This window comes from Novosphingobium sp. (genome assembly GCF_027489515.1).
Lineage (GTDB): Bacteria > Pseudomonadota > Alphaproteobacteria > Sphingomonadales > Sphingomonadaceae > Novosphingobium.
The window spans coordinates 1-22,563 of the sequence record NZ_JAIXZS010000050.1 but is presented as its reverse complement, the minus strand read 5'-3'; the positions used below and the strand labels follow the sequence as shown (position 1 = coordinate 22,563).

Here is a 22,563-nt window from a genome sequence, read left to right as displayed (position 1 = left end):
GCCGAGGGGGGATGGCCATGCTTCGCTGCCTGCTTGCCGCCGTGTTGCTGCTGCCCGCTCCGGCACTGGCTGCCGAAACGCTCGTGCCCCTCGCCAATCCCGGCTTCGAGGGTACCTATGTCGCGCTGCCCACCGGCGGCCCCGTCAGCGGGGAGACTGCGCCGGGTTGGGATCACAACAGCGGCTATGGTGACACGACCACGCTCTACAGCCGCGAAACCACCAATCCGCATTCGGGCAGCGCCTGTCAGGCGATCACCGTCAGCGCGGTGCGTGATGGCAATCTCCAGCTGATCCAGGGCGCCGCGCTCAAGGCCGGCACGGTCGTGACCCTCACCGCATGGTTGCGCGGCGAGCCGGGTGCGGTCGCCAATCTTGCCGTGCAGGGCGGCCCGCCTGGCTATGCGCAGATCGCGGGAACGGCGCTGGCAGTCGGCCCGAAATGGCAGCGCGTGCTGGCGCAGGGCTATGTCACGGCGGACGAGCAGGCCGCGGTCGTCATCAGTCTCAACGCCCCGGGCCGCATCTGCATCGACGATGTGCGGCTGACCACGCGCCCCGGCAAGCCTGCGCCGATCGCGGCATTCGGGCCGATTGCACAGAGCTTCTTCGGCATTCATGTCTCCAACTTCCAGTTCAACCGGCTGCGCAATCCCACCTTTGCCCCACCGCGGCGTAGCGCCGGGGCAGAAGGGGCGGCGATCAGCGGCGAGATCGCGCACGATTGGGACGACAATTCGGAATGGGCCGACGTAGCCGTCCGCTATGCGTCCGATCCGACACCGGTACCGGGCGGCGGCGCGGGGCAGGGCGTCACGATCGAGCGCGTCACCAGCGGGCGCCAGCAGCTGCGGCAGGGCGTGCGGGTGGTGGCGGGCCGAAGCTACACCTTCACAGCGCTGCTGCGCGGCACGCTGGGCCTCGCGGTCGAGATGCTGATCCGCAATGCCGACGATCCCTACAACGCGCATGCAAGCCGCACGATCACCGATCTCGACGGCGGCTGGAAACGCTACAGCGTGACCGGCAAAGTCGGCCCAAGTGGACGGATCGATCTTATGTTCGGCGCGGACCAGCCCGGTAGCTATAGCGTCGCGGACGTCACCTTCACCACGGACGCGGGCAAGCCGGTGCCGCCAGGAGTTCGTTTCCCGCCGCCGGGCTTTGGCCTGCTGCGCTTGTGGGATAGCGGCACGACCTGGGCCGTGCTCGAACCCGTGCCCGGCCAGTGGCAGTGGGCCCAGCTTGATCGCTGGATGGCGGCACGCCAGCCGGGGCAGGCCGTTATGCTCACGCTGGGCCAGTCGCCAACCTGGGCTTCGTCTGATCCCGCATGGCTGACCTACAACGGTGCGGGCGCTGCCGCCCCACCAAAGAACATCGCTGACTGGATCAACTACGTCACCAAGGTGGCGACGCGCTACAAGGGTCGCATCCAGTTCTATGAGATCTGGAACGAGCCCAACGACAAGACCTTCTACGCCGGCACGCTCGACCAGTTGATGGAGCTGACCCGCACCGCCAGCGAGGTGATCCGCAAGATCGATCCCGCCGCCAGAATCGTCACCGCGCCCCCTTACACACCGGGTTATCTCGAGCAGTACCTTGCTGCCGGCGCCGCAAGCTATGCGGACATCATCGGCTATCACGTCTATGCGACACCGCCCGAGGAAGCCGCGCGCCAGCTTGCCAACGTACGGCTGGTGCTGGCGCGCCGCAATCCGGCGGGCAAGCCGCTGTGGGATACCGAAGGCGGCAGCGGCGATGGCACCACACTGCCCGCCAAGGCGCGCACTTACATGGCGCGCAAGTATCTCGTCGACCTCGCGTTCGGCGCATCGCATTTTGGCTGGTACGGTTGGGGACCCGATACGCCCTATGCCGTGGGCACCGTGCCGCAAGGCGATCCGCGCGAACAGACCCCGGCGGCCAAGGCGTTCTTCACCGTGCGCGGCTGGCTGCTCGGCGCAGCGCTATCTGGCACGCGGATCGATGCAGCGGGCTCCTGGCGGATCACGCTCGATCTGCCGGGCGGCAAGCGTGGGCTGGTCCTGTGGAACCCGTCGGGCTCGGCGCGCTTCACCCTGCCCTAGGCCTGTCGCGGCGGGACAGTGACCGATCTCGACGGTGCGACGAGCCCTGTGGCCGGCTTCACGCTGGACCTCACGGAAGCGCCGGTGCTCGTGACGGCACCTTAAAGCACATTCCGACCAATCACGGTGAGCCAGATTGGTCGGAAAGTGCTCTAACGGGCGAGCTCAATCCCCCCGCGTCACGCCAAAGCCGTGGCGCGGGAAGTGCACGTTCACCGCGCCGGTCAGCGCATGGTCGCGGCGGATCACGATGGTGTGGGTGTCGCAGCGCAGCAGAGTGCCGTGGCTCGGCATCACGCCGTAATCCACCGGCGCGACGTTCACTTCGGTGCCGGGTGGAAGGTCGGGGATGTCGCTCAACTGTTCGATGGCGAGCGGTTCGGCCTCGCGGGCCACGGAGAGGGCTTCATCGGGCGAAATTGGCGCACCGGAGTGCTGCGCGAAGGCGCGCATCCGCTCCATCCAGCCGGCGGCATGGTGCCGGGCGGCGAGCCAATCGGCCATGCCGCCGCCGGCGTGGATGAACCACAGCATGTGGTAGACCGCGAAGTCGGCAATGCTCGGATCCGCGCCGAACAGGTAGGGGCGGCCATCGCTAAGCTGGGCCTCCATCTCGGCAAGGAACCGGGCATAGCGGGCCTGTGCCTCGTCCACCGGCGGGCGGCGCACCTGCGCGCCAGCGGCGAAGTTGGCGCGGTCTTCTGCGAAAGCTTGCGCAGCCCCCGGATCGGTGAAGAAGCTGCCCATGTTCTCGGGCAGGAAGCGCAAGGTTACGGCAGCCCAGAACAGCTCGGTATCGACCCAGCGCGCCAGCGTCTGCGCGGCGAGCACCTGCCCCGCTGTATAGAGCGTGGGGCCGGTGCCCTTGTCGTCAAGATACTCGGCGATCAGTGCCGTGTCACAATAGACATCCGCGCCCACTTGCAGCACCGGAATGCGACGATAGCCGCCCGTGAGCGCAATCGTCGCGGGGCGCGGCATGACCATCGGGACCTGCAGCGAGCGCCATGCAAGGCCTTTGGCGCCGAAAATCGCACGCACCTTCTCCGAGAATGGCGATTCCGGATAATGGTGCAGGATCAGCTCGGCCATCATCTTGCCTCCCTATTTCTTCACCGGCTCGGCACCGGCGGCGCCGCCTTCGGGCGTCGCCGTATCCCACACCTTGCCGCCCCCCACCCAGGTCTCAAGCACCTTGGTCTTGCGGATCGCTTCGGGGGTGGCGGTCATCGGATCGGTATCGACGAAGATGAAATCGGCGCGCAGCCCCGGCGCGAGCCGGCCGAAATGCTTTTCGGCGAAGCCTGCATAGGCCGCATCAGCAGTGTAGCCGGCGAGCGCGGTCTCGCGGCCGACACGCTCCTGCGGCTGCCAGCCGCCTGCCGGCTGTCCGCCTTCATCGACGCGGCTGATCGCGGCGGCAAAGCCGGTCCACGGATCGGGGAGTTCGACCGGGCTGTCCGACCCGAACGCCAGCACGGCGCCATGTGCCTTGGCCGAGGCCCAGGCATAGGCGCCTGCAAGCCGTTCCGGCCCGAGGCGGGCTTCGGCCATCAGGCGGTCCGAGGTCTGGTGCACGGGCTGCATCGAAGCGATCAGCCCGACCGACTTCGCCACGCGCTCGGCAATCGGCCAATCGGCCGGGTCGATCACCTGCGCGTGTTCGATGCGCCAGCGGCGATCACCCTTGTAGGTCTGCGAAAGGTCTTCCATCGCGCCCAGAAGGACGGCGTTGGCTTCATCGCCGATGGCGTGGACGGCGATCTGGAAGTTGTCCATCGCCGCGCGGCTCATCAGGTTACCGAGCTGCGTCTGGGTGAGGCGCGGGAGGCCGCGCGTGTCGGGCTTGTCGTGATAAGGCGCCTTGAGCCACGCCCCGCGCGAGCCCAGCGCGCCGTCCATGTAGAGCTTCACGCCATTGAGCCGCAGCCGGTCGGCATAGAGCCAGGGTGAGGGGCCCGGGCCGCCAATCTGCACCGTGCTGTCGATGCCCGAACCATAGGCCATGATGCGGACGTAGAGCGTGTTGGCGTCTCCGGCACGACGGAAGGCCTGCCAGTCCGCCATTTCAGTGCCCATGTCGGCCACGGCGGTCAGGCCGCGCCGGTAGAAATCGCGTTGGGCAAGAGCAAAGGCGGCGTCGTAATCGCGCGCGGTTGGCGGCGGCACCTTGGCGGCGACGATGTTCGAGGCGTTGTCGACCAGCACGCCCGCCGGGCTGCCATCGGCCAGGCGGATGACCTCGCCGCCCGAGGGGTTCTGCGTCGCCGCTGTCACACCACCCGCCTTCAGCGCGGCGGTGTTGCCCCAGCCCGCATGTCCATCCGCGCGCTCGAGCCAGACGGGGCGGTCGCTCACCACGCTGTCAAGTTCGGCGGCAGTGGGGAAGCGGCCCAGCTTCCAGCGCTCCTGATTCCATCCGCGCCCGATCAGCCATGGCCGGTCCGGATGCGCTTTGGCGTAAGCGGCGATCTTCTCCAGCGCTTCGCCGAGGCTATTGGTTTCGGAAAGATCGAGCGTCAGCGCGGCAAAGCCGGTGCTCATCACATGGACATGCGCGTCGATCAGGCCCGGCAGCATGATCCGTCCCTTGCCGTCCACGCGGTACTGGAAGCCCTTCTTCGGCGTCTTCTCGCCTTCGTGGATCAGCGCCTTCACCACGCCGGCATCGTCCATCAGCATGGCCTTGAACCGCTCGACATGGCCATCCGCGCCGATGGTCTGGCCCTGCACGTTGTCGATCAGGGTGTCGGCGTAGGCGGGGGTGGCGAGACAGATCGCGAGCGCCGCGAGGCCGGGGCCGAGGCGCGCCATCACGCATTCCCCCGGCGCGGCAAGCGGCGAATGAGTGCACTGGTATCCTGCCGGCCGCCGCCCAATGCCTGCACATCAGCGTAGAACTGGTCGATCAGCGCCGTGGTGGGCACGCTCGCGCCCACGCTGCGCGCTTCCTCGATGGCGAGGCCGAGGTCCTTGCGCATCCAGTCGATCGCGAAGCCAAAATCGAACTCGTCCTTGGCCATCGTGTGCCAACGGTTGTCCATCTGCCAGGATTGCGCGGCGCCGCCCGATATCGCCTCGAACACCTTGTCGAGATCGAGCCGCGCCGCCTGCGCAAAGCGGATCGCCTCTGAAAGGCCCGCGATGGCGCCTGCGATGCACATCTGGTTGGCCATCTTGGCGGTCTGCCCGGCGCCGGGCTTGCCGACATGGACCACGCGCTTGGCATAGGCGGCCAGCACCGGCCGCGCCGCATCGACGGCCTTCTCGCTGCCGCCACACATGATTGAAAGCGTCCCCGCTTCCGCACCCGATTGCCCGCCGGTGACCGGCGCATCGACGCAAAGCAGTTCCTTGTCGCGGCCCTCGACCGCGATCTGGCGGGCAATCCGCGCCGAAACGGTGGTATGATCGATGAACAATGCACCCCGCTTCAGTGCGCTGAACACGCCGGTCGGGCTCAGCACGACGTCCGAAAGATCATCGTCGTTGCCGACGCAGGTGATCACCACGTCCGCCCCTTCGGCCGCCTCTGCCGGGCTCGCCGCGACGCGCGCGGCAAGCCCCGGATGCGCTGCCTGCCACGCCTCGGCTCGGGCCAGCGTGCGGTTGTATATGGTGAGGGTATGGCCCGCGGTGCCGAGGTGGCGGGCCATGGCCCCGCCCATCACGCCAAGGCCAAGGAAGGATACGTTGAGCCCAGAGGATTGGGGAGTGGTCGATGCGTCTGTCATGGCCGCAGGTTCTAGCCACTTTGCCGCGCGCTGCCAGCCCCCATCGCGCGGGCGCGGATGCATTTGCCGCTTGTGCTGCGGCAGGTGGCGGGTCTAGCTCCTCGCCTCATGCTGCAACGCAACAGAATCGCCGGCACCGCCGCCGCGGCCTTTTGGCTCTGCCTCGCCGGTGCGGTGACGCTGGCCCTGCTGCCCCATCCGCCTGAACTGCGCGCGCTGAGCGACAAGGCGCAGCACATGTTCGCGTTCGGCACGCTTGCCTTCCTCGGTGCCTTCGCGTTTCCCCGGTTCCCGAAGGCGCACCTCGCCGAGCGGCTCTCCTTCCTTGGCGCGCTGGTCGAGGTTCTGCAGGCCATCCCCGCGCTCCACCGCGATTGCGATATCCGCGACTGGATCGCGGATACGATCGCGATCGTTGCGGTCCTCGTGCTGCTTCACGCAATGAAATTGCCGCGCGGCGCGCGCTGAGCGTGACGAAGGTTCCCTTGAGGGCAGGTTTCGACTAGGGGCCTTAGCCAATGAGCACGACCACCAGAACCGCCCCTACTACCGGCGCCCCGCTACTGACCCTTGACGATGTGCGCGCGGCCGCCGCGCGAATTGCCGGGCAGGTCGTCCGCACGCCCACGCTCCACAGCAAGACGCTCAGCGAGATTACCGGCGCGGAAATCTGGCTCAAGTTCGAGAACCTGCAATTCACCGCTGCCTACAAGGAGCGCGGCGCGCTCAATGCGCTGCTTCAGCTTTCGGATGAGCAGCGCGCGCGCGGCGTGATCGCGGCCTCGGCAGGCAACCATGCGCAGGGGCTTTCGTATCATGGTACGCGGCTCGGCATGCCCGTCACCATCGTGATGCCGCGCACCACGCCGACCGTGAAGATCATGCAGACCGAAAGCGTCGGCGGGACGGTCGTGCTCGAAGGCGAGACGTTCGACGAGGCCTATGCCCATGCCCGCCTGCTCGAGGCCGAGCGCGGCATGACCTTCGTCCATCCCTTCGATGACCCGCACGTGGCGGCCGGACAGGGCACCGTGGCGCTCGAAATGCTCGAGGACGTGCCGGAATTGGAGACCCTTGTCATCCCCATCGGCGGTGGCGGACTGTTCAGCGGCATGGGCACTGCCGCGCGCGGGCTCAAGCCCTCGATCGGGCTGGTCGGCGTGCAGGCCACGCTGTTCCCTTCGATGTATGCCAAGCTCAAGGGCCTGGACCTGCCCTGCGGCGGCGATACCATCGCCGAAGGCATCGCGGTGAAAGAGCCGGGTACGTTCACTTCGGCCGTGCTCAAGAAGATTGCCGACGATATCGTGCTGGTGAGCGAACCAGCGCTGGAAACCGCCGTCGCGCTGCTGCTGCAGATCGAGAAGACCGTGGTTGAAGGCGCCGGCGCAGCTGGCCTGGCCGCGGTGATGACGCACCGCAAGCGCTTTGCCGGACGCAAGATCGGCCTCGTGCTGTGCGGCGGCAATATCGACACGCGTCTGCTTGCCAACGTGCTGCTGCGCGACCTTGCCCGCTCGGGGCGCCTTGCCCGCCTAAGGCTCACCCTGCAGGACCGGCCGGGTGCGCTGTTCAAGGTGGTGGAGGACTTCAACCGCCACCAGGTCAACATTCTGGAAGTCTGGCACAACCGCATCTTTACCTCGCTGCCCGCCAAGGGGCTTACGGCCGAGATCGAATGCGAGGCGCGCGACCGCGAGCAGATCGATCTGCTTGTCGCGAGCCTGCGTGCCAAGGGCTATGACGTGCAGCAGGTGGAGCTGGGTTAAGCCTCTTTCGTCACGTTTGCGGTCAGCCGCATCCCGTTTCGGCACGGTGGGAGGCTTGCCTGCGCCGCGCGCGCGAATTCCCTGCCGATTAACTACCTTTGTTGGTTAATCGCTCTTTCACCAATCGCTCGGGTAAGGCATGTTGCCCTTGTCAGCGCGACCAGATGGTCTGGCAGCGCGACAGAGGATACCGCCCCGGCCGTGACTGCGCCCGTCCGCTTTCCCCGCTTCTTCGTGACCAGCCCGAGCCCTTGCCCTTATTTGCCGGGCAAGACGGAGCGGAAGGTGTTCACGGAGCTCAAGGGCCCCAACGCCGACGAGCTCAACGACGCGCTGGGCCGCATCGGCTTTCGCCGCAGCCAGACGGTGGCCTATCGGCCGAGCTGCATCGATTGCTCGGCCTGCATCTCGGTGCGCGTGGTCGCGGGCGAATTCGTTCCGTCCGCCACCCAGCGCAAGAACCTCAAGCGCAACAGCGATCTCGTCGTCACTGCCTGCAAGCCGTGGTCCACGCCGGAACAATTCGAGCTGCTGCAGCGTTATTTGGCGGCTCGCCATCCCGGTGGCGGCATGGCCTCGATGGACGAGATGGATTTCGCCGACATGGTCGAGCACACCCCGGTCCAGAGCTTCGTGATCGAATATCGCGAGCCTGGCGTTGACGGGAAGCCCGGCAAGCTCGTCGGCGCCTGCCTGACCGACCGTCAGGGTGATGGGCTGTCGATGATCTACAGCTTCTACGAACCCGATCATGCCGAGCGGCGGGGGCTTGGCAACTTCATCATTCTGGACCACATCCTCCATGCCGCCCGCATCGGTCTTCCCTATGTCTACCTTGGATATTGGGTCGAAGGATCGGCGCGGATGCAGTACAAGGTCCGCTACCGGCCGCTCGAACGGCTGGGCCGCGAAGGATGGGAACGCTTTGACCCCGATGAGCAGGCCCGCGCGATCGACCGCGCTGCGACCGCAAGGGGAGCGGACCGGCGAATCGCGGACGATACCGGCAAGGACGGGCTTGCCGCGGCGCAGGCGCAATACCGCCACAGCTGACGTCCTGCTGGCCCTGCTGCCGGCGGCTTTACTCGTCCTTCTGCCGCAATTGGCGCACGCCCAATCGCGTGAGGCGGATCAGGCACTCGAAGACCTGATCCCCGATTCCGCGATGGATGATCCCAAGGCCTGGGCCAACGAGACCGAAGCGGCCAAGGTGGCCGTGCCCGATCCCGCGACGCTGCTTTCGCCCGACGCAATCGCGCCGCTCACCGGCATTCCCGCGATCACGCTGGCCTGGCCCGATGCGGCCGAACTCCCGGCCATCACGCCGCTTACCCCCGATCCCGATATCGGCGAGGCGGCCGAGCAGGCCAAGGCCGCAGGTGAGGCGCTCGCCACCGATGCCGATCCGGGCAGCGGACGCGGCATCGGACAGATCCCGGGCGGGAGCCTGATCTCGATCACGCCGCAACTTGCGCTTGCGTTTCCGCCGGAGATCGAGACCCTTCCCGAGCGCGAGGCCGTCACCGAACGGTTCGGCGCGCTGGCGGCGCTCCGCAAGTTCGGCAACGAGGAGGACAATCTCGCGCAGCTGACCCGGCGCGCGCGGCAGGATACCGAACTGCTCCAGCAGGTACTCAGGGTCTACGGGTACTACGATGCCGAGGTTTTCCAGAGCACGACTGGCTATGCTGCGCCGGCCGAAGGCAGCGGTCCGGGCCCCGCCATCGATCTCAAGAAAGTCGGCGTACGCTTCGATGTGCGCCCGGGGCCGCGCTACACCTTTGCGCACATCAGCCTTGGCGATATTACGGCGGCCCGCGATGCAGCCGCGCTCACGCGCGCTTTCGCGCTGGCGCCGGGCGACCCGATCAATTCCGACCGCATCATCGCCGAACGCGATCATCTCATCACCGCGCTGGGCGAGGGCGGCCATGCCTTTGCCAAGGTCGGCGAGCCCGATCTCTCGATCGATCACGCGACCAGCACCGGCGATCTCAGCGTGCCGGTCACGAGCGGCGGCCAGTATGTGATAGGCGCGATCCACAGCTCGCTGCCCGATTATCTCTCCTCGCGCCATCTCGCGCGGATTGCCCGCTTCCGGCCCGGCGATCCCTTCCGCAAGTCGCGAGTCGATGATCTGAGGCAGGCGATCCTCGCGACGGGGCTTGTCTCGGCGGTGACCGTCACCCCGCGCGAGGTTACGCCGGCGGCAGATCCGCAGCCGGGCGTGGCCGATATCGACGTGACCTTGGCCAAGGCGCCGCAGCGCACGATCGCCGGGCTGATCGGTTACTCGAGCGGCGAGGGCCTGCGCGTCGAGGCAAGCTGGGAAAACCGCAACATGTTCCCGCCCGAAGGCCTCGTTCGCTTCCGCGGCGTGGTCGGCACGCGCGAGCAGCTGGCGGGCGCGACCTATCGGCGCAACAACTTCTTCGGCCGCGATCAGGTGCTGACCGCCGATCTTTATGCGCAGACCCGGCGTACGGATGCGTATCAGGCGCGCACGCTCTCCTTCTCGACCACGTTCGAGAAGCAGACGACGCTGATTTTCCAAAAGGCCTGGGTGTGGTCCGCCGGTGTCGAACTGCTGGCGACGAGCGAACTCCCCGCTGCAGCCGGTTCCACCCGCACCACCTACTTCATCGGCGCGCTGCCCCTGCGCGGGGCTTATGATGGCAGCAACGATCTGCTTGATCCGAGCCGCGGCGTGCGTGTCTCGCTGCGGCTCAGCCCGGAAATCTCGGTCCAGAACGGCATGCGCTCCAGCTATGTGCGCGCGCAGTTCGATGCGAGCGCATACCAGCCCATCAGCAGCCGCGTGGTTATCGCGGAGCGCGTGCGGCTGGGCACGATTCCGGGCGTTGACGTGAACAGCATCGCGCCTTCGCGGCGCTTCTATGCCGGCGGCGGTGCCTCGGTGCGCGGCTTTGCCTATCAGGCGGTGGGCCCGCGCGATGCGCTCGGCAATCCCAGCGGCGGGCGCAGCCTGTCCGAGTTCTCGCTCGAAGCGCGCGTCAAGACCGGGCTGATGGGCGGCGCGGTGAGCGTAGTGCCCTTCGTCGACGCGGGCACCGTAGGCACCACGGCTTCGCCCACGATCAATGGCCTCAAGGTCGGCGTCGGGCTTGGCGTGCGCTATCAGACCAGCTTCGGCCCGATCCGCATCGACCTTGGCACGCCGATCAATCCCGCCAAGGGCGATAGCCGTATCGGCGTCTACGTTTCGCTGGGGCAAGCGTTCTGATGGCCAGCACCCCGCCGCCCGAGGACACCGCGCCCGCACCGTCAGCCGCCCTTCGCAAGGGCCGCTTGCGGCGTCTGCTCGGCTGGGGGCGCGGGCTCTTCCTCGCAGCGATGCTGTTCCTGCTCGCGATGGGCGGCGCGGTCGTCGTGCTCGATTCCTCGCTCGGCCACCGCTTCGTGGCAGACCGCATCGCCGCGATCGAGGCCGCATCGGGCCTCAAGATCCGCATCGGGCGCATTGACGGCACGCTGTTTGGCGCGATGAGCCTGCACGAAGTGGTGCTGAGCGATTCCGAAGGCCGCTTCATGGTGGTGCCCGAGGCCGCGCTCGATTGGCGTCCGCTCGCCTGGTTCGGGCTCGATCCGCGTTCGGCCCTGTTCAAGGGCCTCGATATCCGCTCGCTGGTCCTGAAGCGCGGCACCTTGCTGCGCGCGCCGCGCCTGAGGCCCGGCAATCCGAACGAGCCGATCCTCCCCGATTTCGATATCCGCATCGACAGACTGGCGGCGGAAAACCTTGTCGTCGACCGTTCCATCATGGGCGAGCGCCGGCGGATCGATTTCGCCGCCCGCACCGACATCCGCCGCGGCCGCGCGCTGGTGAGCCTCGGCGGGCGGCTGGGCGGGCGTGACCGGCTGCGGCTGCGGCTCGACAGCGAGCCTGATCGCAACAAATTCGCGCTCGACTTCATCTACAACGCGCCGAAGGACGGCCTGCTCGCCGCGCTCTCCGGCGTGAAGCGCGACATTTCCGCGCGCGCGGGCGGGAAGGGCACCTTCCAGGAATGGCACGGCTGGGGCGCGGCGACCGATAACGGCCGCAAGCTCGCCGCGCTCGCGCTCGAAAACCGCGCGGGCCACTACAAGCTGGCAGGGCAAGTGTTCCCCGGCGATCTCTTCGGCGCGGCGCTGCGCCGGGCGATCGGCGAGAAGGTCTCGATCATGGCCGAGGGCACGGCTGGCGGCGGCGTGCTGCGCGGTCAGGCCTTTGCGGGCGGCGCGGCGCTCACCGCCACAGCGCGGGGCGCGCTCGATCTCGTGAACAACCGCGCCGAAGCGGTGAAGGTCCATGCCGTGCTCGCCCGGCCGGACCTGCTGCTCGCAGGCTCCGGGGTCGAGCTGAAAGGCGCGCACCTCGATGCGACGGTCGACGGGCGCTTCACCGCGCTTGCGATCATCCACGATCTGCGCGCCGCGCGGCTCGCCAGCGGGCCGGTGCTCGCCGAAGGGCTGCGCACTGCCGGCACGGCGTATTGGGATGGCAAGCGCCTGCGCCTGCCGCTCGCGCTCACGGCGCAGCGGCTGAAGACCGGGCAGGCCATGGTCGATCCGCGCTTGCCGGGTGCGCGGCTCTCGGGCGATCTCGTGCTGGCAGGCAGCAAGCTGATGTCGGACCGGCTTGATCTCGTGCTCAAGGGTGCCTCGGCGCGCCTCGCGCTTGATGGCGATCTTGCGCGCAGCCGCTTTGCGCTGTCAGGTCCGGTCACTGCGCGCGGCATCGCGTTGCCCGATCTGGGGCTGGCGGACGGCGAGGCGCGGATCCTGCTCACCTTCGGGGCAGGGCAGGCGTGGCTGCTCAGCGCGGATGGCGCGGGGCGAATGGCGCGGATCGACAATGCCACGCTTGCCAACCTCACCGGTGGGAACGTTCGCGCGCGCGGGGCGCTTGTTCTTGGTGGCAGCCAACCTCTGCTGGTGCGGCGGGGCGAACTGACTTCGGCCAAGCTCACCATGGCACTGCGCAGCTGGACAAAGGCGAGTGGCGTGACGACACTCGCGGGGCAGGGCCGCCACCTCGAATATGGGCCGTTCACGTTTGAAGCCGCGCTTGCCAAGGATGGCCCACGCGCCACGCTCGTGCTCGCCAATCCCCTGCCAGCCGCCAGCCTCAAGGACGTGCGCCTCGCGCTGGCGCCCGAAGGTGATGGCTTCCGTATCGAAACCGAGGGCGATTCCCGCCTCGGCGCGTTCAACGGCAAGTTCATGCTCATCGCGCCGAAGGACGGGCCGGTCCGGCTCGCGATCGAGCAGTTCACCGTCTATCAGACCCGGATCACCGGCGCTGTCGAGATCGCCAAGGCCGGCGTGACCGGCAGCCTTGCGCTCGCAGGGGGCGGGGTCAGCGGCACCATCGATCTCGCGCCCGATGGCGCCGGGCAGTCACTCAAAGCCGCGATCACGGCCAAGGGCGCGCGTTTCGGGGGTAACAGTCCCATCGCGGTCGGCAATGCAGAGATCACTGCCGAGGGCCGCATCGAAGGCGGCGACACTACGCTGCAGGCCTCGCTCAAGGCCGAAGGGATCAGCGCGGGCAAGCTGTTCATTGGCCGCCTCGCGGCAGACGCCGCGCTCGTCAATGGCTCGGGCAGCGTCACCGCCTCGCTTGCCGGGCGGCGCGGCACGAGCTTTGCGCTGCAGGGCACCGCCGCCTTCTCGCCCGACAAGATCGTCGCTTTCGTTGCGGGGGACTATGCCGGCCGGGCGATCTCGATGCCGCGCCGCGCGGTGTTGGAGCGCGAGCCGGACGAGGCTGGCGGCGGCATGGCAGCCGGCTGGCGGCTTGAGCCGACGCAGATCGATTTCGGCCGGGGCAGCGTGATCGCCAGCGGCCACGTGCTGGGCGGCGCGACCAAGCTCAAGATCATGCTCTCGCGCATGCCGCTCTCGGTGCTCGATATCCTGCTACCCGACCTCGGGCTCGGCGGGCTCGCCTCGGGCGTGATCGATTACGAGAACGACCATCTCGGCGCCCCCGCCGGCCATGCCGCGGTCGAAGTGAAGGGCCTCACCCGTTCGGGTCTCGTCCTCACATCGCGGCCGCTGGACCTCGCGCTGGTGGCGGAACTCGATCCCGCCGCACTGCAGGTCCGCGCCGTGGCGCGCGAAGGCGGGGCGATGCGCGGGCGGGTGCAGGCACTGGTGTCCGATCTGCCGCGCGGCGGCACCATGCTTGAGCGGCTGCGCGGCGGCAGCCTCAGGGCCCAGCTGCGCTACAGCGGCCCGGCCGAAGCGCTCTGGCGGCTTGCGGCGATCGAAGTCTTCGACCTCACCGGTCCGCTGGGTGCAGCGGCGAGCGTGACCGGTTCGATCGATCATCCGGTGATCACCGGCGCGGTCGCCACGCGCGCGTTGCGGGTGCAGTCGAACCTCACAGGCTCCGACGTGCGCGAGGTCGAGGCGCTCGGCAGCTTTGCCGATGCCCGGCTCAGCCTTGCGCATTTCAGCGGCACGACCCCCGGCGGCGGCACGGTGAGCGGCAGCGGAACGGTCGACCTCTCCAACATCGCGACCCACGGCGTCGGGCTCGATCTGCGCCTCGCCGCAAGCAACGCGCTGCTGATCAACCGCGACGACATGGCGGCCACCGTCACCGGCCCGCTGCGGCTGATCTCGGACGGCATTGGCGGCACCATTGCCGGCCGCGTCCATATCGACCGCGCGCGCTGGAACCTTGGCCGTGCCAACGTGATCGAGCAGCTCCCCGCGATCACCACGCACGAAACCAACCTGCGCGCCGATATTGCCCCGCCGCGCGCGGCCTACACGCCGTGGAAGTACCTGATCGATGCCGCCGGCGCGGATCGTATCGATGTGCGCGGCCTCGGCCTGGAAAGCGAATGGGGCGCAGATGTGCGGCTGCGCGGCGATACCGCCAATCCGCAGATCTTCGGCAGCGCCGATCTGGTGCGCGGCGGCTATGAATTCGCCGGGCGGCGCTTTGACCTGACCCGCGGGCGCATCCGCTTCGTCGGCGAAGTGCCGGTCGATCCGCGGCTCGATATCGTGGCCGAAGGCGATGCCAACGGGGTGAGCGCCAAGATCGCGATCAGCGGCTCGGCGCTGAAACCGCAGATCGCGTTCAGCTCGGTCCCGGCGTTGCCCGAGGAAGAACTGCTCAGCCGCATGCTGTTCGGCAGCTCGATAACGCAGATTTCCGCGCCCGAGGCGGTGCAGCTCGCCTCCGCGCTGGCTGCCTTCCGCAGCGGCGGTGGGCTCGATCCGATCAACAAGGTGCGCAATGCCATCGGGCTCGACCGGCTGCGCATCATCAGCGCCGACGCGTCGGTCGGCCGCAGCACCTCGATTGCCGTCGGCAAGTACATCGGCCGCCGTATCTTCGTCGAACTGATCACCGACGGCCGTGGCTACAGCGCGACCTCGGCGGAGTTCCGCGTCACGCGCTGGCTGGTGCTGCTCGGCACGATCTCGACGATCGGCGACGAGAGCATCAACCTCAAGGCCAGCAAGGATTACTGACGCAAGCGGATCTGTTGTCAGGCCAAGGTGGGCTTGCTTTACGCAAGCAGGGAAGTCCGGCTAACCGGCACTCCAGCTCGACCCACGCAAAAGGGACGGAACATGCCTCAGCTTGCCAGCCTGCTTGCCTTTGCCGCCATCGCGCTGGGCATGGTGCTGACCCCCGGTCCCAATATGGTCTATCTGATTTCGCGCTCGATCTGTCAGGGCCGCGCGGCCGGGCTGATCTCGCTTGCGGGCGTTGCGCTGGGCTTCGTATTCTACATGCTTTGCGCCGCATTCGGCATCACTGCGCTCTTGCTGGCCGTGCCTTATGCCTACGATACGATCCGCATCGTTGGCGCGGCCTACTTGCTCTGGCTTGCCTGGCAGGCCGTTCGTCCCGGCGGGCGCTCCCCGTTCGAAGTCAAGGACCTCCCAGTCGACAGCCCCGCAAAGCTCTTTGCGATGGGATTTCTGACCAACCTGCTCAATCCCAAGATCGCGGTCATGTACCTTTCGCTGCTGCCCCAGTTCATCGATCCGGCGCGGGGCAGCGTGCTGGCACAGGCCCTGGTGCTGGGCTCGGTCCAAATCGTGATCAGCGTTGCGGTCAACGGCGTGATTGCCATCTCGGCGGCTTCGATTGCCACGTTCCTGACCGAGCGGCCGACTTTCGCCGTGGTTCAGCGCTGGGTGATGGCGACAGTGCTGGCCGGCCTCGCGGTGAGGATGGCGGCCGAGGCTCGCCGTTAGTAGACAGCACAAGGCCCATCCCCGCAGTCCGGCGGGGATGGGCCCTGAATGGCGTCAGTGGAGGATCGCCTTACGCCCCCGCGATGGTCTTCAGTTCCATGAAGTCCTTGAGGCCGTAGACACCGCCTTCGCGGCCGTTGCCCGACTGCTTGTAGCCGCCGAAGGCGCCGCCCTTGACGCCGCCCCACTGGTTGACCGCAACGAGACCTGCGCGCAGACGGCCAACGATACCTTTGGCGGTTTCGACGTCGCCGGTCACGACCGCCGAAAGCCCGTAGGCGGTGCGGTTCGCCAGTTCGATGCCGTCTTCGATGCCGTCATAGGTGGTGATCGTAGCAACGGGGCCAAAGGTTTCCTCGCGGAAGATCGTCATGTCCGGCGTCACGTCCGAAAACACCGTGGGGCGCACGTAGTAGCCGCGGTTGACGTTGTCGGGCAGGCCCGGGCCGCCTTCGAGCAGCGAGGCGCCCTCGTCGATCGATGTATCGATCAGCGACTGGATCTTGGTCCACTGCGCCTTGTTGACGACCGGACCGATGTGCATGCCTTCCTCTTCGGGACTGCCGACCTTCACCGCCGCGAAGTAGTTCTTCACGAACGTCTCGGCCTCTTCCTTGCGCGCCTTGGGGACGAGCAGGCGGGTGGGGGCGATGCAGCTCTGGCCGGTGTTGGCGACCACGCCCTGCAGCGTGCCGGGCAGCGTCGCGGCAAAGTCGGCATCCTCGAGGATGAGGTTGGGCGACTTGCCACCCAGTTCCTGATGCACGCGCTTGACCGTGTCGGCCGCGTTCTTGGCGATCTGGATGCCGGCGCGGGTCGAGCCGGTGAAGCTCACCATATCGACATCGGGGTGGACCGTGAGCGCCACGCCGACACCCGGGCCGTCACCCTGAACGAGGTTGAACACGCCGGCAGGGACGCCTGCAGCATCCATCACTTCGGCGATGATCACCGCGTTGGAAGGGCATTCCTCTGAAGGCTTGAGCACGATCGTATTGCCTGCGGCGATGCATGGCGCGATCTTGGCGCAGATCTGGTTGAGCGGCCAGTTCCACGGCGTGATCGCCGCGACGACGCCGATCGGCTCATGCACGAAGCGCGCGTTGGCGCCGGGGACAGGCGATTCCCACTCGAAGCCTTCGAGCGCCTCGAGCGTGCCAAGAATGTAGCCGATGCCGGCGCCTACCTGCGCGGTGCCTGCGAAACTGATCGGCGCGCCCATTTCCTCACTGATCACGGCAGCGAAATCGGGAATTCGCTTCTTGTATTCGGCAAGAATGCGCTCGAGCAGCGCCTTGCGCTCTTCCACTGGCGTGGCGGCGAAAGCGGGGAAGGCGGCCTTGGCAGCGGCGACGGCCTTGTCGACGTCCGCCTGGCTGCCGAGCGTGATGACAGCGCAGGGCTCTTCGGTTGCCGGATTGATGACTTCATGGCGCTTGCCGCCCTCGCTGGGGGTCCACGCGCCGTTGATGTAGTGCTGCAGATGCTCGCGCATCGTTGTTCTCCCGAGATGTTGGATAGGCAAAAGGTTTGCGGATCCCGGAGACGATGGCGGGTCCGGTACGCAATTGCAACGGATTTGGCGCATCCCCCGCTCGGCTGGCAACGATTGGCCGGAAAGGCCATGCTAACCCTTCAAGGGTGCCGGAATTGCACCAGATTCGAAGCACTAGCCTCCGCATTGCGTAACCGGCGCTAACCGTTTCTTTCCTTCCTCCGCTTAAGCGTGATCCGATGGGTCTGGATCACTTCAGCCGCGGCCTCGGGGTGCGATCGTCGGTGCGCAATCTGCGCACCGGATGGATCGCGCTCGCGACGTTCCTTGCGCTGATTGCCCTGTCCGCGCTGCTGGTCGCCGTTTTCTCCCGATCCACCCGCATTGCCGATGAACTCGCGCGCGAGGACGAGCGGGTGTTGGTCACTCGCTATCTCGATCAGCTCGGCAGTTCGATCGTGGCCGCGCAGAAGGTGCAGCTGACCTGGGACGATGCCATGCGCAATGCCGTGCTGGCGGACAACGAGGCGTGGGCGAACCATTTCCTCGGCGATTTCGTGTGGAACAACCTCGAAACCGACGCGATGTTCCTTGTCCGCCCGGATGGCTCGCTGATCCACGGCTGGGCGCAGGGAAGGCCGACCAGCGATGTCGGCTATCAGGAAGTGCGCTGGCATGTCGAGGACATGATCGGGCGCGCCAAGCACAACGTGCCGCTCGGCGGGCGGATCGCCGGGATGAAGAAACTCGCGGATATCGACTGGCCAGTCGCTGCGTCGGGCCAGCCGCTCAACCGCTGGGCGGCAACCCCGGTGTTGCGCCATGGCCGCCCGGCCTTCCTCTCGGTCATCGCGATCGTGCCCGATAATGATTACAGCCTGCTGCGGCGCGAGCCCAACTATGTCGCCACGCTGCGCTATCTCGATGGGTCGATTCTTAACAAGATGGGCAGCGACCTCGTGCTGCGCGATATCAGCTACGTGCCGGACGAGGCGCGGATCGGCGTGGCCAACGCCGTTCCGCTGAGCACCGCCTTCGGCGATCACATCGGCTGGATCACGTGGACCGCGAAGGTGCCCGGCCCGAAGATCGTCCAGCGCACCGCGCCGGTGCTCGCCACGTTCATCCTGTTTTTCCTCGGTGTGGTCGCAGGCGGCGCGGTGATCGTTCGGCGCATGCGCATCACGGCGAACGAGCTCAAGGCGAGCGAGGCACAGGCCCAGCACAATGCGCTGCACGATGCGATGACCGGCCTGCCTAACCGTGTCTACTACATGCAGCGCCTGCGCAGCCTCCTCAGCGAATTCATCGAGGGCGAGGCACAGGGCAATCTGTTTGTTGCCTATATCGATATCGACGGCTTCAAGCTGGTCAACGACACGATGGGCCACCACGTCGGTGACGAACTCGTGCGCCAGGTCGCCCACCGCCTGCGCGGGGCGCTCCCGCGCGAGGCCTTTCTCGCGCGCTTCGGCGGCGATGAATTCGTGCTGCTCCACGCCAGCGAGGATGGCGCGCGTGCGGCTGACCGGCTCGGCAGCAAGATTATCCAGCTCATGCGCCAGCCCTTCATCATCTCGGGCAACACGCTCGAAGTCTCGGTCAGCTGCGGGCTCAGCTGGGGGCCGGAGCAGAGCGAGGATCCTGGCGAACTGCTGCGCCGCGCGGATATCGCGCTCTACCGCGCCAAGCAGCGCGGGCGGGGCCGTTATCGCCGCTTCACGCCGGATATGGACGCCAGCGTCAAACTGCGCCGGGAAATGGAAATGGAGCTGCGCCTCGCGATCAGCCGCGGCGAGCTCTCTGTCGCCTATCAGCCGGTGGTCGATACCGGCACCGGCGTGATTCTGGGCTTCGAGGCGCTGCTGCGGTGGAACCATCCCGAGCGCGGCGAGATCCGCCCGGATCTCTTCGTGCCGATCGCCGAACAGGGCGGCCTGATGATCCCGCTCGGCACCTGGGTGCTGCGCCATGTCTTCACCGAGTGCCGCGACTGGCCGGACTGCGACATCTCGGTAAATCTCTCGCCGCTGCAGATCATGGCGGGCGATTTCCTGCCGATGCTGGCGGGGCTGCTCGAAGAAACCGGCATGGACCCGCAGAGGCTGGTGTTCGAGGTGACCGAAGGCGTCATGCTCGATCGCAGCGCGCATGTGATCGGCGTGCTGCGCGAACTCAACCGCATGGGCATCCGCGTCGCACTCGACGATTTCGGAATCGGGTATTCCTCGCTCTCGTACTTGCGCTCGTTCCAGTTCGACCGGATCAAGATCGACCGCTCGTTCGTCTCGAACATCGAGCGTGACCGCGATGCCCACTCGATCCTCTGCGCCATCGTGACGCTGGGCAAGACGCTGCGCATGAAGGTCGTGGCCGAAGGTGTCGAGACCGAAGTGCAGCGCCTGCTGGTGCAGGCGGCGGGCTGCGAACTGGTGCAGGGCTACCTGTTCTGGGCCGCACTGCCCGCCCCCGAAGCGCGCAGCCTGCTTGCGCTGCGCGATGCCGAAGCGCTGCTGCGGCGGGCGTCCTGATTGCGCATCAGCTTGCTGGCTTGTGTGCTGTCAGCACTGTCATCCCTCGGACTGATCTCCTCTCGCCGACAACCAGTCCAGCATCGACCAGAACCCTGCGGACGTCGCCTTCCGGCAGCTTGAGCTTGGGATAGGCACTTTTCGCCAAGGTCCAGTTCGCCGCGCCTTTCTCGAACACGAGATCGTGCACCATCACACCCTCGTCCGTATCCTCGACGAAGCAGAGCATGATCCGATCGTCGGTCATCCGCACGGGGATGAAGCGGTCGAGCCCCTGCGGCGGCTGCACCATGTCGCGCCAGGACAGGACGAGCAAGCCTCCAAGCGCAAGGTGTGCGGCAGCGGCACGCAGCATGCGTTCGACATCCGCGGTGCTGGCAAGATGCGGAAGGGTATCGCCCATGCAAACGATCGTGTCGAAAGGGCCGGGAGCTGCAGTCTCGAACGCGGTGATATCGGCGAGGTGGCCGGTGACCGGATGGCCCGCAGCGTAGCCCTCAAGCTCGGCGAGGAGCCTTGTGCTGGTATCGAGCGCATGGACCTCACTCGCCCCGAGCCGCGCCAGTGCCAGCGCCTGATAGCCTGAGCCGCACCCGAGATCGAGACAGCGCCCTGGTGCAATAACACCGAGATCGCGCAGCAGCGCTTCCTGTTCAGCGACTGTCTCGGCAAAGGGCCTGCCCGCCATCCAGCTATAAAGCTCGGCGAGCAGCGCGTCGTAATGCTGCTGCTGGGCGCTCATGGCCGATTGCCCTCTGCTTCGGGCAGCACGGTGACGTCCGAGGCCTGCCAGGCCGGGGCAACGCTGACCGTGAATTCGAGCCGCGTTTCGGCCGCGATGCTGTGCGGTACGCCAGGCGGCAGCAGGACCACCGAACCTTGCGTCACGTCCTGCGCCTTGTCGCCGATCGTCACCCGGCCTTTGCCCGCGCTCACGACCATGACTTCGTGGCCTTCGCGCGTCACCATCATCGGCATCGCCGCGCCCTTCTGCAGCGTGAAGCGGGCGACACTGATCGCCTCGGAGCGCTGCGGCGCGGTGCGGCCGACGAGTTCCTCGACCGCTATCGGCGGCACTAGCGCGGGCTTCGGGGTTGCGCTTGCCGGCCGGCGGGCGGATTCGTCGCGCGTCAACTCGGTGATCTGCGCCGCAAACTTCGGATAGAGCTTGACCAGTTCGTCGCGGTAGCCGGGCTCGTAGTCAGCATATTCAAAGCCGGGGGAAAGCGTGTTCGCGCCGAAGCTCCACGCCGTCTTGGGATCGCCGATCGGCCGCGCGCCCATCCAGGTGCCGCGTGGGACCATGATCTGCGGCTCCTCGCCCTTCAGGACATCGCTGCCCCAGAGCTTCACCTCGCCGCGCCCATCGGGATAGAGCAGCAGGATCTGCGCCGCGCTGCCGCCGTAGAAGTGCCAGAGCTCGTCGGTCGCGAGCCGGTGCATTGCGGAGAAATCGCTGCGGGTGAACACGGCGTAGATCGCGGTATAGGCCCAGCGCTTGCCGGGATAGCGTTCGGCCAGCGCGCCTTCGATCACGTCGTCACTCTTGAAGGTCTGCAGGAACCACGGCCCTTCGTGGGGAATGTTCTGCATGTGATAGTGATCGATGATCGCGCGCGCGGCGGGTGGCATCGGATCGGTGGCGACGGGCTCGGCAGCAGCGGCAGAGCACCACAGCAGCGCGGCTGCGGCAAGAAGCGGTTTGAACATGAGCGCAGGTGTTGGCAAATCGGGAGGGGCTTGCCTACCCGGAAACGGTATCAGCCGGCGCTGGCAGCCGTCTCGGCGCTCGCAGTGACGGTGCGCGGATAAATGAAGCCCTTGGCCGCGCTCGGGCGCAGGCCCAGCGAGCGAGTCGGTGCGTACCAGACGCGTACTTCGCTCCAGTCGCCGGCGGCAGACACATCCACTGCCATCACGCCGCGTTCGACCATGCCGGGGCGCGACCAGTTGGCGTGATCAATCAGGATGTGGCGATCATCGACAACCTTGTGGACCACTGCGACATGGCCATAAGGCATCGCACGCGTACCGGCGAAAGCGAGCACGGCACCGACCTTGGGCGCATGGCCACGCGCGTAGCGGCCTTCAGCATTGCCCCACCAATCGCGCGCGTTGCCGCTGATCTGCACCTCGGAAACCTGCCGCGCATAGGTCACGCACTGCAGGCGGGCCTGCGCTGCCGAGGGCAGGGCGAACATCGAAAGGAGGGCGAGAAGGGCTGCGACCACGTTCTTGTGCATGTGCAGCATCTCTAAGGATCAGCGGCGATTCGAGGAGTCCGCGAGCCTTCCGTTCATCCTGCAGCAATCACCGTTCATCCCGAGTCCATGTGGAGCTGTGGAAAAAATCACAGCACAGGACGACCGGCTTGCGGGCCAAAGAAAAAGGCGCCCGGTTTCCCGGACGCCCCTTTCTGGCAACGCTGATCTGAAGATCAGGCGCTGTAGTACATGTCGAACTCGACCGCCGAGGGCGTGGTTTCCCAGCGCATCACTTCGGGCCACTTGAGTTCGATGTAGGCTTCGATCTGGTCCTTGGTGAACACGCCGCCCTGGAGCAGGAAGTCGTGGTCGGCGGCAAGGGCATCGAGCGCTTCGCGGAGCGAACCGCAGACGGTCGGCACTTCGGCGAGTTCGGCCGGCGGCAGATCGTAGAGGTTCTTGTCCATGGCTTCGCCCGGGTGGATCTTGTTCTTGATCCCGT

At 66.9% G+C, this 22,563-nt stretch carries 15 protein-coding genes and 1 pseudogene; 8 read left to right on the top strand and 8 right to left on the bottom strand.

Annotated features, from left to right (window positions below; all coding sequences use genetic code 11):
- Positions 1-11: 11 nt before the first annotated feature.
- On the top strand, positions 12-2,093 hold the full coding sequence (locus tag Q0082_RS08635) for an endo-1,4-beta-xylanase (protein ID WP_298191575.1): 2,082 nt from the start codon (positions 12-14) through the stop codon (positions 2,091-2,093).
- Between the two features lie 165 nt (positions 2,094-2,258).
- Here Q0082_RS08635 and Q0082_RS08630 read toward each other — a convergent pair whose 3' ends face one another.
- From Q0082_RS08630 to Q0082_RS08620, 3 genes are read right to left on the bottom strand one after another with little or no spacing between them, the layout of a single operon-like run.
- Positions 2,259-3,188 (bottom strand): glutathione S-transferase family protein, encoded by a 930-nt coding sequence (locus Q0082_RS08630; RefSeq protein WP_298191573.1) that lies wholly within the window; start codon positions 3,186-3,188, stop codon positions 2,259-2,261.
- 9 nt (positions 3,189-3,197) lie between these two features.
- Positions 3,198-4,907: an amidohydrolase gene (locus tag Q0082_RS08625; RefSeq protein WP_298191572.1), complete on the bottom strand. Its 1,710-nt coding sequence runs from the start codon at positions 4,905-4,907 to the stop codon at positions 3,198-3,200.
- Positions 4,907-5,827, bottom strand: a complete 921-nt coding sequence (locus Q0082_RS08620) for an NAD(P)-dependent oxidoreductase (protein ID WP_298191570.1) — start codon at positions 5,825-5,827, stop codon at positions 4,907-4,909. Before Q0082_RS08620 ends, Q0082_RS08625 begins: the two co-directional genes overlap by 1 nt.
- Before the next feature lie 108 nt (positions 5,828-5,935).
- Here Q0082_RS08620 and Q0082_RS08615 point away from each other — a divergent pair, with 108 nt between their 5' ends.
- From Q0082_RS08615 to Q0082_RS08590, 6 genes are all read left to right on the top strand, one after another.
- Positions 5,936-6,295 carry a hypothetical protein gene (locus Q0082_RS08615; protein ID WP_298191568.1) on the top strand — a complete coding sequence of 120 codons (360 nt, stop codon included), beginning with the start codon at positions 5,936-5,938 and terminating at the stop codon, positions 6,293-6,295.
- 50 nt (positions 6,296-6,345) lie between these two features.
- Positions 6,346-7,596 (top strand): threonine ammonia-lyase, encoded by a 1,251-nt coding sequence (locus Q0082_RS08610; protein WP_298191566.1) that lies wholly within the window; start codon positions 6,346-6,348, stop codon positions 7,594-7,596.
- Between the two features lie 201 nt (positions 7,597-7,797).
- Positions 7,798-8,649, top strand: coding sequence for an arginyltransferase (locus Q0082_RS08605; RefSeq protein ID WP_298191564.1), 852 nt, complete (start codon positions 7,798-7,800; stop codon positions 8,647-8,649).
- Between the two features lie 49 nt (positions 8,650-8,698).
- On the top strand, positions 8,699-10,840 hold the full coding sequence (locus Q0082_RS08600; RefSeq protein WP_298191563.1) for a BamA/TamA family outer membrane protein: 2,142 nt from the start codon (positions 8,699-8,701) through the stop codon (positions 10,838-10,840).
- A complete protein-coding gene (locus tag Q0082_RS08595; RefSeq protein WP_298191562.1) occupies positions 10,840-15,096 on the top strand; it encodes a translocation/assembly module TamB domain-containing protein in 4,257 nt (1,418 codons plus the stop codon). Before Q0082_RS08600 ends, Q0082_RS08595 begins: the two co-directional genes overlap by 1 nt.
- A gap of 102 nt (positions 15,097-15,198) precedes the next feature.
- Positions 15,199-15,831, top strand: coding sequence for a LysE family translocator (locus Q0082_RS08590; RefSeq protein WP_298191560.1), 633 nt, complete (start codon positions 15,199-15,201; stop codon positions 15,829-15,831).
- A 70-nt stretch (positions 15,832-15,901) separates the two neighbouring features.
- Here Q0082_RS08590 and Q0082_RS08585 read toward each other — a convergent pair whose 3' ends face one another.
- Entirely contained in the window at positions 15,902-17,326 is a 1,425-nt protein-coding gene (locus Q0082_RS08585; RefSeq protein ID WP_298191558.1) for an aldehyde dehydrogenase family protein, read from the bottom strand.
- 239 nt (positions 17,327-17,565) lie between these two features.
- On the opposite strand from Q0082_RS08585, the gene Q0082_RS08580 reads away from it, so the two are divergent.
- Positions 17,566-19,857 carry an EAL domain-containing protein gene (locus Q0082_RS08580; protein WP_298191556.1) on the top strand — a complete coding sequence of 764 codons (2,292 nt, stop codon included), beginning with the start codon at positions 17,566-17,568 and terminating at the stop codon, positions 19,855-19,857.
- Positions 19,858-19,864: 7 nt separating this feature from the next.
- Here Q0082_RS08580 and Q0082_RS08575 read toward each other — a convergent pair whose 3' ends face one another.
- From Q0082_RS08575 to glnA, 4 genes and pseudogenes are all read right to left on the bottom strand, one after another.
- Positions 19,865-20,599, bottom strand: coding sequence for a class I SAM-dependent methyltransferase (locus tag Q0082_RS08575; RefSeq protein WP_298191554.1), 735 nt, complete (start codon positions 20,597-20,599; stop codon positions 19,865-19,867).
- Positions 20,596-21,567: a cupin domain-containing protein gene (locus Q0082_RS08570; RefSeq protein WP_298191553.1), complete on the bottom strand. Its 972-nt coding sequence runs from the start codon at positions 21,565-21,567 to the stop codon at positions 20,596-20,598. Before Q0082_RS08570 ends, Q0082_RS08575 begins: the two co-directional genes overlap by 4 nt.
- 50 nt (positions 21,568-21,617) lie before the next feature.
- Positions 21,618-22,100, bottom strand: a complete 483-nt coding sequence (locus Q0082_RS08565) for a CHAP domain-containing protein (protein ID WP_298191551.1) — start codon at positions 22,098-22,100, stop codon at positions 21,618-21,620.
- Between the two features lie 194 nt (positions 22,101-22,294).
- Positions 22,295-22,563, bottom strand: a pseudogene (gene glnA / locus Q0082_RS08560) (glutamine synthetase); the annotation flags it as partial.

Coding starts and splice junctions, on each gene's coding strand:
- Q0082_RS08635 (WP_298191575.1), top strand. CDS start 12: ATGGCCATGCTTCGCTGCCTGCTTGCCGCCGTGTTGCTGCTGCCCGCT.
- Q0082_RS08630 (WP_298191573.1), bottom strand. CDS start 3,188: ATGATGGCCGAGCTGATCCTGCACCATTATCCGGAATCGCCATTCTCG.
- Q0082_RS08625 (WP_298191572.1), bottom strand. CDS start 4,907: ATGGCGCGCCTCGGCCCCGGCCTCGCGGCGCTCGCGATCTGTCTCGCC.
- Q0082_RS08620 (WP_298191570.1), bottom strand. CDS start 5,827: ATGACAGACGCATCGACCACTCCCCAATCCTCTGGGCTCAACGTATCC.
- Q0082_RS08615 (WP_298191568.1), top strand. CDS start 5,936: ATGCTGCAACGCAACAGAATCGCCGGCACCGCCGCCGCGGCCTTTTGG.
- Q0082_RS08610 (WP_298191566.1), top strand. CDS start 6,346: ATGAGCACGACCACCAGAACCGCCCCTACTACCGGCGCCCCGCTACTG.
- Q0082_RS08595 (WP_298191562.1), top strand. CDS start 10,840: ATGGCCAGCACCCCGCCGCCCGAGGACACCGCGCCCGCACCGTCAGCC.
- Q0082_RS08590 (WP_298191560.1), top strand. CDS start 15,199: ATGCCTCAGCTTGCCAGCCTGCTTGCCTTTGCCGCCATCGCGCTGGGC.
- Q0082_RS08585 (WP_298191558.1), bottom strand. CDS start 17,326: ATGCGCGAGCATCTGCAGCACTACATCAACGGCGCGTGGACCCCCAGC.
- Q0082_RS08580 (WP_298191556.1), top strand. CDS start 17,566: ATGGGTCTGGATCACTTCAGCCGCGGCCTCGGGGTGCGATCGTCGGTG.
- Q0082_RS08575 (WP_298191554.1), bottom strand. CDS start 20,599: ATGAGCGCCCAGCAGCAGCATTACGACGCGCTGCTCGCCGAGCTTTAT.
- Q0082_RS08570 (WP_298191553.1), bottom strand. CDS start 21,567: ATGTTCAAACCGCTTCTTGCCGCAGCCGCGCTGCTGTGGTGCTCTGCC.
- Q0082_RS08565 (WP_298191551.1), bottom strand. CDS start 22,100: ATGCACAAGAACGTGGTCGCAGCCCTTCTCGCCCTCCTTTCGATGTTC.